Source organism: Spirosoma lituiforme, from assembly GCF_054776635.1.
In genome coordinates, this window is sequence record NZ_BAAHBO010000003.1 from 673,627 (window position 1) to 689,431 (window position 15,805).

At 50.0% G+C, this 15,805-nt stretch carries 14 protein-coding genes; 9 read left to right on the top strand and 5 right to left on the bottom strand.

Going from position 1 to position 15,805, the window contains the following annotated elements; genetic code table 11:
• Nucleotides 1–144: 144 nt before the first annotated feature.
• The 6 genes from mutL (at nt 145) to ACYU87_RS15220 (ending at nt 8,385) form a co-directional block, all read left to right on the top strand.
• Nucleotides 145–2,190 carry a DNA mismatch repair endonuclease MutL gene (gene mutL, locus ACYU87_RS15195; RefSeq protein ID WP_461134911.1) on the top strand — a complete coding sequence of 682 codons (2,046 nt, stop codon included), beginning with the start codon at nt 145–147 and terminating at the stop codon, nt 2,188–2,190.
• A 36-nt stretch (nt 2,191–2,226) separates the two neighbouring features.
• A complete protein-coding gene (locus tag ACYU87_RS15200) occupies nt 2,227–3,006 on the top strand; it encodes a rhomboid family intramembrane serine protease (protein WP_461134912.1) in 780 nt (259 codons plus the stop codon).
• A gap of 2 nt (nt 3,007–3,008) precedes the next feature.
• On the top strand, nt 3,009–3,932 hold the full coding sequence (locus tag ACYU87_RS15205) for a rhomboid family intramembrane serine protease (protein WP_461134913.1): 924 nt from the start codon (nt 3,009–3,011) through the stop codon (nt 3,930–3,932).
• Between the two features lie 257 nt (nt 3,933–4,189).
• On the top strand, nt 4,190–6,124 hold the full coding sequence (gene dxs / locus ACYU87_RS15210; protein WP_461134914.1) for a 1-deoxy-D-xylulose-5-phosphate synthase: 1,935 nt from the start codon (nt 4,190–4,192) through the stop codon (nt 6,122–6,124).
• A gap of 86 nt (nt 6,125–6,210) precedes the next feature.
• Entirely contained in the window at nt 6,211–7,452 is a 1,242-nt protein-coding gene (locus ACYU87_RS15215; protein ID WP_461134915.1) for an aspartate kinase, read from the top strand.
• 81 nt (nt 7,453–7,533) lie between these two features.
• On the top strand, nt 7,534–8,385 hold the full coding sequence (locus ACYU87_RS15220; protein WP_461134916.1) for an aminotransferase class IV: 852 nt from the start codon (nt 7,534–7,536) through the stop codon (nt 8,383–8,385).
• Between the two features lie 15 nt (nt 8,386–8,400).
• Here ACYU87_RS15220 and bioD read toward each other — a convergent pair whose 3' ends face one another.
• The 3 genes from bioD to ACYU87_RS15235 all read right to left on the bottom strand — a co-directional run bounded on the left by bioD (nt 8,401) and on the right by ACYU87_RS15235 (nt 11,442).
• On the bottom strand, nt 8,401–9,033 hold the full coding sequence (gene bioD / locus ACYU87_RS15225) for a dethiobiotin synthase (protein WP_461134917.1): 633 nt from the start codon (nt 9,031–9,033) through the stop codon (nt 8,401–8,403).
• Nucleotides 9,026–10,216: an aminotransferase class I/II-fold pyridoxal phosphate-dependent enzyme gene (locus ACYU87_RS15230; protein WP_461134918.1), complete on the bottom strand. Its 1,191-nt coding sequence runs from the start codon at nt 10,214–10,216 to the stop codon at nt 9,026–9,028. Before ACYU87_RS15230 ends, bioD begins: the two co-directional genes overlap by 8 nt.
• Before the next feature lie 185 nt (nt 10,217–10,401).
• Entirely contained in the window at nt 10,402–11,442 is a 1,041-nt protein-coding gene (locus ACYU87_RS15235) for a quinone oxidoreductase family protein (RefSeq protein ID WP_461134919.1), read from the bottom strand.
• Nucleotides 11,443–11,618: 176 nt separating this feature from the next.
• Here ACYU87_RS15235 and ybeY point away from each other — a divergent pair, with 176 nt between their 5' ends.
• A complete protein-coding gene (gene ybeY, locus ACYU87_RS15240; RefSeq protein WP_461134920.1) occupies nt 11,619–12,059 on the top strand; it encodes an rRNA maturation RNase YbeY in 441 nt (146 codons plus the stop codon).
• A 29-nt stretch (nt 12,060–12,088) separates the two neighbouring features.
• Here ybeY and ACYU87_RS15245 read toward each other — a convergent pair whose 3' ends face one another.
• Nucleotides 12,089–12,883 (bottom strand): SDR family NAD(P)-dependent oxidoreductase, encoded by a 795-nt coding sequence (locus ACYU87_RS15245; RefSeq protein ID WP_461134921.1) that lies wholly within the window; start codon nt 12,881–12,883, stop codon nt 12,089–12,091.
• Nucleotides 12,884–13,261: 378 nt separating this feature from the next.
• On the opposite strand from ACYU87_RS15245, the gene ACYU87_RS15250 reads away from it, so the two are divergent.
• Both ACYU87_RS15250 and ACYU87_RS15255 read left to right on the top strand, forming a co-directional pair.
• Complete coding sequence (locus tag ACYU87_RS15250; protein WP_461134922.1) at nt 13,262–13,993, top strand: ferritin-like domain-containing protein; 732 nt, start codon at nt 13,262–13,264, stop codon at nt 13,991–13,993.
• A gap of 14 nt (nt 13,994–14,007) precedes the next feature.
• On the top strand, nt 14,008–14,817 hold the full coding sequence (locus ACYU87_RS15255; RefSeq protein WP_461134923.1) for a ferritin-like domain-containing protein: 810 nt from the start codon (nt 14,008–14,010) through the stop codon (nt 14,815–14,817).
• Nucleotides 14,818–14,890: 73 nt separating this feature from the next.
• On the opposite strand, the gene ACYU87_RS15260 is transcribed toward ACYU87_RS15255, so the two are convergent.
• A complete protein-coding gene (locus tag ACYU87_RS15260; RefSeq protein ID WP_461134924.1) occupies nt 14,891–15,805 on the bottom strand; it encodes a PfkB family carbohydrate kinase in 915 nt (304 codons plus the stop codon).

Sequence of the window (15,805 nt, forward strand, 5' to 3'; positions counted from 1 at the left end):
CGAGACCTAATCCGTTTCGCGCTGGCGGCATTTCGCATCTAGGGGATTTCCCTCAAATTACGTTGAATTATAAGGGTTCTTACCGGGTTATTTTTGTATATTGTATCATAAGGCCGCTATCTATTCAGGGAGATTTTACCCACTATGTTAAACGTCATCCAGCTACTGCCCGATTCGATTGCCAACCAGATAGCCGCTGGAGAGGTTGTTCAACGACCAGCTTCCGTCGTCAAAGAGCTGCTCGAAAACTCGGTGGATGCCAAAGCGAAATCCGTACAGGTCATTATTCGGGAAGCAGGCCGCAACTTGATTCAAATTGTGGACGATGGCCTCGGCATGACGGAAACCGACGCCCGAATGAGTTTTGAACGACATGCAACGTCCAAAATCCGGACATCCGACGACCTTTTCCGTATTCGTACGATGGGCTTTCGGGGTGAGGCACTAGCGTCCATCGCTGCGGTTGCCCAGATTGAGATGCGAACAAGGAGGGCCGAGGAAGAATTAGGCACGTTGATCCGGATTGAAGGCTCTGACATCAAAGCTCAAGAGTCCATTTCCTGCCTGCCTGGTACGAACCTGCTCATCAAAAACCTATTTTTCAACGTACCCGCCCGGCGCAACTTCCTGAAGTCAAATTCGGTAGAAATGCGGCACATCATCGATGAGTTTCAGCGGGTAGCGCTGGCCAACCCGGAGGTTGCTTTCTCACTGTTTCACAACGATCAGGAAATTTATAACCTGCCGGCCGGTAAACTAAGCCGCCGGATTGTCGACATGTTTGGCAAGAGTTACCGCGAGCAGCTCAACTTTTGTGAAGAACAAACGCCCTACGTGACGGTACATGGCTACATTGGCAAGCCCGAATCAGCCAAGAAAGCCCGGAACGAGCAGTTCTTTTTTGTCAACAATCGATTTATCCGCCACAACTACCTGCATCATGCGGTTGTTGGCGCTTACGAAGGCACGCTGCCCGAGGGTAGCCATCCGTTCTACGTTTTGTTCATCGATATTGATCCGTCGCACATCGATATCAATATTCATCCAACCAAGACGGAAATCAAATTTGACGACGAGCGGTCCGTATATGCCATCATGATGGCTGCTGTCCGGAAAGCGGTGGGGCTCTATAACCTCTCCCCTTCGCTCGACTTCGACTCCGACGTAAACTTTCTGGCTGGTGTTCGTCCAAGCCCAGCAAAACAAGAGACATTAGATACGAAACCGAATAGCGCTACGGCGCCCGTCCCCCAGCCAACAACCAATGCCCGACCTATAACACCGTCCTGGGCATCAGGCAACATGCAACCCACCAACGAGCGGAGTTCATCGCGGAATGAATCGCTGGATAAGGCTGCGGGCAGTGGTTTCGATGTACCAAAGAAGCCCTCAGTCAACAACTGGCAGGCGTTGTACGATGGCGTTGCTACCCCCGTTCCCAGTGATCGCCCGACAACGCCAAAGAGCGTGCCAGAAGAAGGGGACGACTGGCTCGGAAAATCCCCTCAGGCTACGCCACCACCTGAACAGGTACTGCCCGATAATGAGCCCATTACGTTAGGAAGCCGGGCCAATCAATTAAACGTTGATTTAGAGTTACCCGAACAAGACGTGCCCATATTAGTTGATGATGATACCATTGTTCAGGTACAGAACCGTTACTTGTTGGCTCCAATCCGGTCTGGTATGTTGCTGATTGATCAACGGCGTGCTCACGAGCGTATTCTGTACGATCAATTTTACACAGCCCTGACAAAGCGGAATGGGTCGTCGCAGCAGTTGCTGTTTCCAAAAACGATTACATTGATGCCCGTCGATTTTCAGCTGGCTCTTGACCTGCGGGACGATTTGACGAATCTGGGATTTGAATTCGACGAACTGGGTGCCAATACGTTCGTTATTCGGGGCGTGCCGACGCTGATCATGGGCGAGAATGAAGAAGAGTTATTTTCTAACTTGCTGGCCCAATTACGGGCAGATACCGGCCGATTGAAAATAGACCGGATTGAATCGATGGCGCGTTCGTTGGCTCGCCGGTCGGCTATGCGGTATGTGAACCGCCTGAGCGCAACGGAACGAAAGGCTCTGGTCAATCAACTATTTGCGTCGGCAAACCCAAGCTATACACCCACCGGCGAACCCGTAACGGTTGTCTTGTCGTTGGATAAAATTGCGGCTTTATTTCGCTGATAATTGAGTTAATCAGCATAACTTGTCACTAGTAAGATGTTTTCACTTTCTCCGGTAGTTCGCGTTCTGTTAATCATTAATGTGTTGGTTTTTCTAGTCACGAACGAATCCATCATTCAGCAATTTGGATTACACTCGTTTCTGTCGGATAGATTCAACCCGATCCAGTTATTAACACACATGTTTCTGCATGGTGGTTTTAACCACATTTTCAGTAACATGATTGGCTTAGTAGTTTTTGGGCCAATGCTCGAACGGTACTGGGGACCCAAGCGATTTACGTTCTTTTACTTTTTTACCGGTCTGGGTGCGGCATTATTATTTTCCGGTATAAACTATTTTGAGATGCACGACGTATATGAGACAGTTCAAAGCTATCGGGCCAGCCCAAGCTACGAAAATTTCATGGCGTTTGTGGATCAGCACGCGGGGTCTTATTACGACGGGCTAGCCCCTTTTATTGAAAAATTCAGGGTATATCCGAGTGATAGCAACAATATTCAGGACAGCGTAACCATCGTCAACCGGATTTTTACCAACCAGGTTGACGAGCCAATGGTCGGCGCGTCCGGTGCGATTTTTGGGGTGATTATGGGCTTCGGACTTTTGTTTCCGAACACTCAACTGTTTTTATTGTTTCCACCTATACCAGTGAAGGCCAAGTATCTCGTTATCTTTTACGGAGCCTTCGAAGTCTACTCGGGAGTCTATCGGGCACAGTCTGACAACGTTGCTCATTTCGCCCATATTGGTGGTATGTTGTTTGCATTTATATTGGTGAAATACTGGGGTTCACAACGAAAAACGTTTTATTAGGGATGAGCGGGCTGTTCGATGATTTTCGGAGCGAATTCAATAAACCCAACAATACGTTGGTTCAATTGATACTGGTTAATGTCGTCATTTTTCTGGTTCTGTTAGTGACAAAAGTCAGCCTGACAATGGCTCAGAATTCAGGATATGGCTTTATCATGTCGCAGCTGCTAATTCCAGGCGACATAAATTCCTTTCTGCACAAACCCTGGACGTTATTCACTTACTTTTTCACGCATGAGGAGATTTTCCACATTCTCTACAACATGCTGTTTTTGTACTGGTTTGGTCGGCTAATTGACGAATACCTGGGCAATCGCCGTTTGATGGGCCTGTATATCATGGGCGGGGTAGCGGGTGGTTTGCTGTATCTGGCCATGTACAACCTGGTACCTTATTTCCAGGGCCAGGCTGATACCGCTCGCATGTTAGGGGCTTCCGCTGCTGCCTTTTCGGTAGCTGTCGGGGCAGCCACGCTGTTGCCAAACTACACGTTTCATTTGCTGTTCTTTGGCCCGGTACGTATCAAGTATATCGTTTTCTTTTTTATCATCCTTTCTGTCGCCCAATCGGCAGGGTCAAATGCGGGTGGCAACCTGGCTCACCTGGGTGGTGCTCTGATGGGATTTGCCTACGTTAAACTGTTACAGAACGGCACCGATCTCGGTCGACCCATTTACTGGCTCGCTGATGGATGGAGTAATCTATTGAGACCCAAGCCAGCGGTTAAAGTATCTTATCGCCAGCGCAGCAACGCAAACACGCAAGCCAGTACGTATGTCTCATCGACGGGGGCAGCTACTCCATCAGCCTCAACGCCTGATCAGGATGAAGTAGATACAATTCTGGACAAAATTTCCCGGTCCGGTTACGAAAGCCTCACCCGGGAGGAAAAGCAAAAGCTCTTTCGGGCAAGTCAGCGCAATTAGTTGCTAAACCGGCACCTGTAGATAACTATTTACTCATTTAGTTATACTAACAAAGGGCTGCGTAGAATGCTCATTATTCCCTTAAAAATCTAAGCCTTCTGTGCCCACGTATGTATATGGGTAACTGAAGGCTTAGATTTTTTATAATTATTGAAATTTGTAGTAGCTTCGTTGTACAAATCTGCTGGCAAGCTGCCAGGAGAACAAAGGTTTATGTACGTGTGTTGTTGTAAGACAGACGCTTATCTGCTACCACCATGCTGATTACCCCCGGCAGCCTTCTTGCCACAATTAATACCCCCGAAGATCTTCGTAAACTCGATAAATCCCGCTTACCTCAGGTCGCTGATGAACTACGCCAGTTTATTATTGATGATGTATCGGTTTTTGGCGGACATTTTGGTGCCAGCCTGGGGGTAGTAGAATTAACCGTTGCCCTTCATTATGTTTTCAATACCCCCGACGATCAATTGGTTTGGGATGTGGGCCACCAGGCTTACGGCCATAAAATTCTGACGGGTCGGCGGGAAAAGTTTCATACCAACCGGTTTTATAAAGGCCTTTCCGGTTTCCCCAAACGGAAAGAAAGCGAGTACGACTCCTTCGGTGTGGGTCACTCCTCTACGTCTATTTCGGCGGCACTGGGCATGGCCGTAGCTTCGCAGTTGCAGGGCAATTCGCAGCGTAACCACATTGCCGTTATTGGCGATGGTGCCCTGACGGCGGGAGAGGCCTTCGAGGGAATGAACCACGCCGGTGCTACGGACAGCAATCTGCTCATTGTCCTGAATGACAATTGCATGAGCATTGACCCAAACGTTGGTGCCCTGCGCGAATACCTGACCGACATTACTACGTCGCAAACATATAACCGGGTGAAAGACGAGGTCTGGAACCTGCTCGGAAAAATGGACAAGCTGGGCAAAACAGCCCAGGATCTGGTGTCGCAGGTTCAGTCGGGTATAAAAAGCTCGCTGCTCGAACAAAGTAATCTTTTCGAATCGCTCAATCTCCGTTATTTCGGACCAATCGATGGCCACGACATTGATCATCTGGTCAGTGTTCTGGACGACATGAAGCACATTCCCGGTCCGAAACTGCTTCATGTTCTTACGGTAAAAGGTAAAGGCTACGCCCCTGCCGAGAAAGACCAGACCAAATGGCACGCGCCGGGTTTATTTGACAAGGTAACGGGGGTTATCCAAAAGAAAATTTACGATACGCCCCAGGCACCTAAATACCAGGACGTTTTTGGCAACACACTCGTTGAGCTGGCCGAAGCTAATCCTCGCATTGTTGGTGTAACCCCGGCCATGCCTTCCGGCTCTTCCATGAACATCATGATGAAGGCTATGCCTGAGCGGGCCTTCGACGTAGGTATTGCCGAGCAACATGCCGTCACATTTTCGGCAGGTATGGCTACGCAGGGCGAGGTTGTTTTCTGTAATATTTACTCGACGTTTATGCAGCGGGCCTACGACCAGGTCATCCATGACGTTTGTATTCAGGAACTACCCGTCGTATTCTGCCTCGACCGGGCTGGTTTTGCCGGTGCCGACGGCCCTACGCACCACGGGGCTTATGATCTGGCTTACATGCGTTGTATTCCAAACATGATTGTGGCAGCGCCGATGAACGAACAGGAGCTGCGTAACATGATGTTTACGGCACAATCCGATACCATTCAGCAAGGCAAACAGGCATTTACCATTCGATACCCCCGTGGCGAGGGCGTGATGCCTAGCTGGCGCACCCCACTCGAACAACAGGTTGTTGGAAAAGGCCGGATGATTTCTGACGGTGACGAGGTAGCTATTCTGACGATTGGCCATATCGGTAACTACGCCGTCGAAGCCACGCGCCTGCTGGCGAAGGAAGGAATCAAGCCAGCCCACTTTGATATGCGCTATGTGAAACCGCTTGACGAGGAGTTACTCCATCAGATTTTTAGCCGTTTCGACCGGGTGTTGACCGTCGAAGACGGCTGTGTGATGGGTGGATTCGGTAGCGCTGTACTGGAGTTTATGGCCGACAACGGGTACATGGCTCGCGTTAAGCGCCTGGGCATTCCCGATGCCGTTATTGAACATGGTGAACAAATTGAGTTATACCGCGAATGTGGATTTGATCCACAGGGCATTGCCGACGCGGTGCGCCAACTCCTTTTTACCGGCCGAACGGTAAGCGTTTAATTAGTTTCATTTCGACAGGATTAACAGGGTTGACAGGATAACAAAATTCTGTCAACCCTGTTAATCCTGTCTGTTTTTTTACTGGTATGAAAGTCTTCAAATTTGGGGGTGCTTCCGTGAAAGATGCCGCCGGGGTGCGTAATCTGGCTGAAATTGTCAAAGCACAAGGTCAGAACACGGTTGTTGTTGTGTCGGCGATGGGCAAGACAACCAACGCACTGGAAAGCATCGTCCGCGCTTATACAGATCAGCACACAGACAGTGTTCGTAGCCAGATTGAGAGCCTGAAGGCCTATCACTACACCATAATGAATGAGTTGACGGGTGACTTCAGCCGGGTTAACCAGACATTTGCCTACCTCGACCACTACGTTAACCAGCCCGTCAGTGGTTTTTATGATGAAGTTTACGATCAGCTTGTTTCACTGGGCGAGCTTCTGTCTACCCAGATTGTTGCCGCTTATCTGATACAGGCTGGCCTGCCCGCTCAGTGGCTCGACGCCCGGCAACTGGTACGAACCGACGTAACGTTTCGGGAAGGTCGCGTTGATTGGGACGTAACAAATCGACAAATAAAGGAAGTCGTTGCCAAGAACACCATATACATTACCCAGGGCTTTATTGGAAAAACGGACGATAACCGGACAACCACGCTTGGCCGCGAAGGGTCCGACTATACGGCGGCTATCTTCGCTTATTGCCTGAATGCGGAGAGTGTTACGATCTGGAAAGATGTACCTGGGGTGTTAAACGCCGATCCAAAATGGTTTGATGAGACGGTATTACTGGACAAACTAACCTACCAGGATGCCATTGAACTGGCTTATTACGGTGCTACGGTCATTCACCCAAAAACGATCAAACCTCTTCAAAACAAGGGGATTCCGCTCTATGTTAAGTCGTTTCTGAAGCCTGGTGCCTCCGGAACTGTTATTGGTCATTACGAGCGTCACCTGACCACTCCGTCGTTTATCTTCAAGGTCAATCAGGTACTCATCTCACTGCATCCAAATGACTTCTCATTTATTGCGGAAGATAACCTGAGCCGGATCTTCGGGCGATTTGCCCAGGCGGGTGTCAAAATAAACCTGATGCAAAACACGGCAATCAGCTTTTCAGTCGTTGTCGACAACAATCCGGATCGGGTACCTGCCTTATTGGATTTGCTGAAACAGGATTTCCGGGTCAGCTACAACGACGGCCTTGAATTGATCACCATTCGCTACTACGATCAGGGAACCATTGATCGCGTACTGCCTAACAAAAAACTGTTACTGGAACAAAAGAGCCGCTACACGGTGCAGTTGGTGGTAAAAGACCTGGGTTAGAAACAGGCAATCCAGCCCGGCATCGAAGCAATTGACGTATTCCCTGTATATTTGACGCTGAGTTACTCCAACCCCGCTCCCATGCATTACGGTTATTTTAATGGTACCATCGCCCCTACCGACCAGCTTGCTGTTGGCATCACGGATCTCAGTCTGCTTCGGGGATACGGGCTTTTTGACTATTTTCTGACCTACAACGGTCGCCCGTTTCAGTGGGACTGGTACTGGGAGCGGTTTCAGAATTCGGCCTCGCGCATGCATCTGGCCTTACCGCTAAGCAAAGATGAAACATACGCTATCGTCATGGACCTGATGGGGCGGAGCAGCGAAGCCAGCCTGGCAACCGGACTGACCGCACCCGGTGATCTGGCCTTCCGGTTTATCCTGACCGGCGGATACTCACCTGATGGCATCAGCGTAGTACGGCCAAATCTGCTTATTCTTACCGAGATGATTCACCCGACCCCGACTATTCAGTACGAGCAGGGCATCAAGGTAATTCTGGATGAGTATGTCCGGGAGATGGCCGAAGTAAAAAGTACGGACTACAAACGGGTCATCCTCATGGCCGAAGCCATTCGGGCCGCGCGTGCCTCCGATTTGCTATACCAGAAAGGGGGCGAAATCAGCGAATTAAGCAGAAGCAACTTTTTTATCGTAAAAGGGGATCGACTCATCACACCGGATCGGCATATTCTGCGCGGCATTACCCGAAAAACAATTATTCAGCTAGCCCAGAGCGATTTTCAGGTCGATGAACGGCCTGTCCTACTATCTGAACTCTACGATGCCGACGAGGCCTTTACCACCAGCTCGACCAAAAAAGTGCTACCTATCACCCAGATTGGCGATCTGACCATTGGCAACGGTCACGTTGGTCCAAAATCCAGGTTTTTGCTGGAACGCTTCGATGAGCTGGTGAAGACTTGGTAAAGTTTACTCCTCAGATTATTCCAGCTTTTTCAGAGTCTGCCCTATAGAGCCCGCGTATTTTCGTATTGCTTCTTTTGTCATGTGTTCCTCCTGACCAATGCGGCCAAGGCAGGGAAGGCCCGTGTAGGTTAAAATAAACGTTTCTGACGTTGGCACGGTCGGTCCATTAAAAAGAATGCCCAGTAGTGGAATGTTCCGGCTCCGGCAGGCATCAACAGACAACAGCGTATGGTTGATACTGCCCAGATAATTCCGGGATACGAGAACGACGGGACAGCCCAGTTGCCGGACCAGATCAATCGTCAGATCGTGGTCATTGAGCGGCACCATCAGCCCACCGGCCAGTTCGATAATCAGTTTATTCTGGGTTTCGGGCGGAGCAAATTTAGCCAGGTCAATCGTAACGCCATCAATTTCGGCTGCAGCATGGGGCGATAGGGGTTCCGTAAGCCGGTACGCTTCCGGATGAAACCGAGACGTTACATTACTGATCAATCGACGCACGGTGTCTGTATCCGAATCATCCAGCCCACCCGATTGAATGGGTTTCCAGTAATCGGCCCGCAAGGCCTCTACCAGAACCGCCGAAGCAACCGTTTTACCGATCTCCGTTCCAATTCCGGCAACAATTAGTGTGCGATTAGTCATTGGTTGAGTTATTCGCCAGGGCTGTTCGTAAGCTTGCCAGCAGGCTATCTATTTCATTTGTTGTATTGAACGCATGGATGCACAGGCGCAACCGCTCCTGCCCCACTGGCACCGTAGGACTCAGAATAGCCCGAACATCCAGCCCAATTCGCTGGGCTTCTGCGGCCACCGCCCGGGCTTTCTCGTTTCCCGGAACAAGCAGGCACTGAATAGGCGACTGGCTGTTTGTCCAGGTCGTACCCGGCAGCACCTCGTCTACCCGCTGACGAAAGTAGGTAAGTCGTTCGTGAAGCTGCGCCGAAGCATCCGGATTCTGTCTGACGTGCTCATGCGCACAGCGAATGGCCAGAAGGCTATGGGGCGGCAGTGCGGTGGTGTAAATGAACGGGCGGGCAAAATTGATAAGATACTGCCGTAGCAGAACTGGGCCAACAACAGCTGCTCCATGAACGCCTAACGCTTTTCCAAACGTGTGTATCCGGGCGAGTACCCGGTCCTGTAAACCCAGCGCCACCACTAACCCTTCTCCACCATGGCCGTTTTCTCCGGACCCATACACGCCCGTTGCGTGGGCTTCATCAACAAGCAAGGCCGCGCCGTACTGATCGCAAAGGTCAGCTATATCGGCCAAAGGAGCCCTGTCGCCATCCATCGAATAAACCGACTCGACCGCCACAAATAGTTGTCCGCCCCGTTGGGTTGCCTGCTGAAGTTTCAGAGTTAAATCGGCTAGATTATTGTGCGCAAACCGATGCCGCGTAGCATAGCTGAGCCGCGCTCCGTCGATCATACTGGCGTGAATCAGCTCGTCCGTCAGCAGCGTATCTCCCGCTTTCGGCAGGCAGGCCAGTAAGCCGATATTCGCGTCGTAGCCCGAGTTAAAGATCAGCGAAGCTTCTGTTTGGTAAAATTGAGCCAGTTCCTGTTCCACTTCGTCGGCCAGGGCTGACTGGCCCGCCAGTAACCGAGAACCCGTAGCACCTGTACGGGAAATATCGCGGTGTGCATCGGCCTCCTGAATAGCCTGTCGAAGCGACGCAGAGCGGGCAAAACCCAGGTAATCATTGGAACAAAAATCAACAAAATCATCCGCCGTTCGGAGCTGCCGAAGCAAGCCAGCCTGCTGGTATGTCGCTAACCGGTCCGATAATGTTTGCTTGATTGAAGGCGTTATTGTAAGCATAATCACAAAGGTAAAGTACCCAACAGGAAGGGTTGACTACAATTTACCATCAATTGCGAAAATGTGCGTAAGTACAGAGTTATCCACAATTGAATTGTGGATAACTCTGTGAAGTAAGAGTTACTACGTGAAAAGGGTAGACGAATAAGAGTCAGTTAGTGCATATTCATTAACTTGTTAAATTCTCAGCCATTCACCTTCAGGACAATTTTCCCAAACTGCCGACCCGAATCCATCTTCTTCATGGCTTCCTCAATGTCATTCATTGGAAATACCTCATCCAATACGGGCACAATAGTATGCCTGTTAACAAACGAAAGCATGTCGGCAAATTCATGTTCAGTACCCATGGTTGACCCGAAAATAGATAGCTGTTTAAAGAATACTTTTGGCGGACTAATGTCGGTGATAGCCCCGGTTGTTCCACCAAAGAAAGCGATGCGCCCTCCCGGTGCCGTCACATCAATCAACTTGCCAAAGCCTGGTCCACCAGCGCTGTCGATGACAACATCGAAATAGCCGCTCTGCAGCGAACTCCCACGGTTTCCACCCGTCTGAGTCATGAGCGTTTTAGCCCAGTCCGGATCGCGGTAATTGACGCCACCGGTAGCCCCCAACGCTTTGGCTTTAGCCAGTTTTTCGTCGGAGCCCGACGTCACCCAAACCTTGGCTCCGGCCATCACGGCGAACTGTAATGCAAATAAAGCGGCCCCACCACCAATACCCGTAATGAGCACCTTTTCGGGCGTGCCGGATGTATGAAGGGCTGCCCGTGTCATAAGCGCACGCCAGGCCGTCAGTCCCGCCAATGGAAGAGCGGCCGCCTGCTCGAATGACAGATGAGCAGGTTTGTGGTGAACATAGGCCTTTCCGGCTACTACATATTCGGCAAAGGTGCCGTGATCGGGCATACCCAGAATTCGGAAGTCGGAGCCGTAAAATTTCGGGTTATCACCCCAGTGCATAGCCGGATTAATCACAACGGCTTGTCCGCGCCAGGTCGAATCCACGCCTTCGCCGGTTTCAATCACGGTTCCGGCACCATCGGAACCCAGAATAGCGGGAAGTTTGATCCCCGGATAAAAACCCTGCTGGATGAATACATCGCGGTGATTTAAAGCCGCGGCATCCAGTCTGATGAGAAATTCGCCCGGCCCGGCAGTAGGTGTAGGTACGTCAACCTGTTGTAGTGGCTGGTTCTTTTCGGCGAGCAACAATGCTTTCATAAGCTAAAGCGTAAAGGAGAAGATGAACTTAGAACGAAATACCTGACTTTTGTACCAACTAAACAACGTAAGTCAGCAAGAACAACCTACAGAAGGGCCGATACTGATAATATGGCGTCCTGCGTATGGCCTGCGACCAATGCATTACTGAATCAGACGATTACTCACTATTACTTATGATTCGTTTTTTTAACGAGGACGTTCCTTATAAACTACTTCAGAAGCGGATAATCTCCCAATGGCTGAAAAAGCAGGCTGAACAGGAAGGCTATTCGGTCGGCGATCTGAATTATATTTTTTGCTCCGACGAGCATGTGCTCCAGGTCAACCGGGACTATCTGCAGCACGATTACTACACCGATATTATCACCTTCGATCAAAGTGAAGAAGAGGAGTTGATCGAAGGTGACATTTTTGTCAGTGTCGATCGGGTGGCCGACAACGCCAGCCAGTTAGCCATCACGGCCGAACAGGAAATGCGTCGGGTACTGGCCCACGGCATGCTACACCTGTGCGGTTATGGCGACAAAACGGATGAAGAAGAGGCCCATATGCGCGCGAAAGAAGATGAATGGCTAAAGGAACTTCACCAACTCTTGCCTAAGAATAGCGACTGATGTGGGCTCATGGATCACATCCCAATCCGTTAGCCAGCGGTCATACCACCGTCTACCTGAATCGCCTGGCCTGTGCAGAAGGTGTTTTCGGGCGAGCAAAGCCATAGAATCGTTTGGGCAACTTCTTCCGGTTGCCCAAAGCGACCCATTGGAATCATCCGGCGCAGGCGTTCTTCCATACCAGGTGCCTTGGAGATGAGTTCCTCGACCATAGTCGAATGTGTGTACACCGGACAAACGGCGTTAATTCGAATGTTTTGCCGTGCGTATTCCAGCGCGGCCGTTTTAGTCAGTCCAATTACGGCGTGTTTGGCGGCACTGTAAGGAGCGCCCATCGGCATTCCCCGAACGCCCGCAATACTGGAAACGTTGACAATCCTCCCGCCAGGTATATGGCTGTCAGTTCTTCCATTGTTGTCGGCTTGCTGCGCGAGCATTTGGCGTAACTGAGCCTGCATTCCGTAAAATACCCCCCCAACGTTAACGGCCATCATCTGGTCGAAATCTTCGGGTAACTGTTCCGTAATACGTCCGTATTTCCCGCCAATACCGGCGTTGTTAACGGCAATATCCAATCGGCCGAAGGCGCTGACGGTCGCTCTGATGGCCGACTCAATCTGAGCGGGATCGGCCACATCGCAACGAACAAACAAGGCTCCGGCCCCCACTTGTTGAAGCTGTCTAACCGTTTCCTGCCCATTCATTTCGTTTATGTCGGCGATAACTACCTGAGCATTTTGTTTGGCGAACGCCAGCGCTGTAGCCCGCCCAATACCCGACCCCGCCCCTGTAACAAACGTAACCTGATCTGTGAAGTCCGACATATCGTTCTTTGGGCTCTGACATGAATCCAAAATAAGTGCATTTTACAGGTATCTGGCCATTTCCCCAAAAATTGCTACCATTTCATTATTGTTGCCTGGTCAATGTAACACACACCAAGTATAAGTAATATCGGAAGAGCTGAGCCATTCGGTAAATACTCAATAAAGGCGGTTTTAGCTATTCTTCAAATTATCTTTTTCCATGAATATTTAAAAAATTATTCATTCAATATGCTTACTATCAAAAGATTAACTTTTACCATTATTAGCACTTAAAAGCTATTATAACGTATTCAAAATCTCTACTTCACCGATCCGCGTAGATATGAGCGTTCTGGTTGACAAATAGCCGGACTCACACTTAACTAGTTATACTCAATGGAAAACGTTACAAATCGGCCTGAGACGACAACTTCGGAGGCTGCTGCCAGCCGTCGGTCGTTTCTGCGAGTTGCAGGAGCAGCAGCCGTAACCGGTGGCTTGCTGACAGCTTGCTCTAACGCGGATCAAACCTCTGTAGTACCAGCTGGTGGTGGCGCCCGTGCCGCTGGTCCGATGGTGTCATTACCTACAGGAGACAATGGTATTCTTGGCTTTGCCTACGTTCTGGAACAGCTTGAAGCGGCTTTCTACGAAATGGTACTTGCCAAACCATACCCAAACATGTCGTCGGCCGACCAGATGCTGTGGATGGACATCCGCGGTCACGAAATCATCCACCGGGCCCTTTTCAAAGCTGCGGTTGGTTCGTTGGTACCCCAATTGACATTCGATTTCTCGAGCATTGATTTTAACAGCCGTGCTGCTGTTTTAATTGCCGCAGAAACGTTTGAGAAAGTAGGCGTAGGTGCTTACAACGGCGCGGGCAAATACATCAAAAATGCTGATTACCTGACGCTGGCAGGCAAAATCGTATCGGTTGAAACACGTCACCATTCGATTCTCCGCGAAATGCAGTACCCTTACTCCGATGCGTTTGCCGGTCCAACGATCGTTACCAGCGATACAGGTCTGCACTTAGCTTACGAGCCTACGTACGTATTGCCGATCGCCCAGAAATACATCTTTGAAACAATCGACGCAGGTGCGTTAGTAGCCAGCCTTGCCTAAACCACTCAACTCCAATGAACTTACAGAACATACTTAGCGAAATTGAGAAAGTGGACGGCGAGATCTTTGATCGCTTAGCTCACGTCTCGCGTCGGGGTCTATTTAGCTCTCTGACCAAAAAAACCATCGCCGTAGCAGCTCCAGCTATCATGGCATCAGCCCTGACGACTGCTTATGGTCAGGCGAGTGGCCTGCCACCAGCGGTAAAAGAAGTGCTTAATTTTGCGCTTACGCTGGAATACCTGGAATATCGTTTTTATGACGCAGGTCGTAACCTGTCGATGATTCCAAACAACTACAAGGCAGCTTTCGAATTAATTCGTCAGCACGAACAAGTGCACGTGCGCCTGCTGAAATCCGTTCTTGGCACCGATGCTGTACCCGAACCTAAGTTCGACTTTACGGCTAAAGGTACGTTTAACGATGTGTTCAGCAACTTCGCTACGTTCTCGGCCGTAGCCCAGACGCTGGAAGATACAGGCGTTCGTGCTTACAAAGGTCAGGCGCGTCATTTGATGGCAGCACCAGCCATTCTGCAGGTAGCTCTTCAAATTCACGCGACGGAAGCGGCTCACGCGGCAAATGTTCGTTACATGCGTGGCCAGAAAGGATGGATCACGGGTGGAACGGCCGCTCTGCAAGGTCTTCCATTAGTGGTTGAAGGCAACTACAAAGGTGAAGAAAATCTGATGCAGGCCGGTGTGAACCTGGCAACAGCACTGGCAGGTGATTCTCGTATCACGGCTCAAATGGTAAGCGAAGCTTTTGACGAAATTCTGACCAAAGAAGAAGTACTCAAGCTTGTTACGCCTTTCCTGGCCTAACAAACTCGTCAATAATGCAAAAGCCGCTGGTCATTTGATCAGCGGCTTTTGCATTATTGACGGAATTACTTTTTTACAAGCCGAAAGCCGATAGCTTCACAAAGTCGCTTACACGCGCCTGAATTTCTTCCTGCGTCAGGTTCATGACCCGTTCAGCCCCAAATTTCTCGACGCAAAACGACGCCATCGCTGAACCATAGATGATCGCCCGCTTCATATTGTCGAAGGAAATATCATCCGTTTGGGCCAGATAACCGATAAATCCACCCGCAAACGTATCACCGGCTCCGGTTGGATCGAACACTTCTTCAAGCGGCAACGCCGGAGCAAAAAAGGTCTGGCCTTCGCTGAATAACAGAGCACCATGCTCCCCTTTTTTGATAATAACGGTTTTAGGTCCCATCGTCTGGATCTTTGCCGCGGCTTTCACCAATGAATATTCGCGCGTCAGTTGACGAGCTTCCTCATCGTTAACAACCAGTACATCAACCAGTTTGAGCAAATTTACTAGATCAGGATTAGCAATTTCAATCCACAGATTCATGGTATCCAGCACGATTAGTTTGGGCCGTGCGTTTAAGCGCTCAATAACCATTTGCTGAATGGACGGAGCCGTATTTCCCAGCATCAAGTAGGTGCAGTCCTGATACGATTCAGGAATTTTTGGATCAAAATCCTCCATTACATTCAGGTGCACTTCCACCGTATCGCGGGTGTTCATATCGTTGTGGTACTTACCCGACCAGAAAAAGGTCTTCTCCCCCACCCGAATTTCTAACCCCTCGGTATTGATGCCGTGTTGATTGAGGTCATCAATCATTGATTGGGGGAAATCATCGCCGACTACAGCGACCAGGTTGTTTTCTTTCGTGAAGTACGAAGCCGAGAGGGTGATATAGGTAGCGGCTCCACCAATAATTTTGTCGGTTTTGCCGAACGGGGTTTCCAGTGCATCGAATGCGACGGAACCAACGGTAAGTAAGCTCAT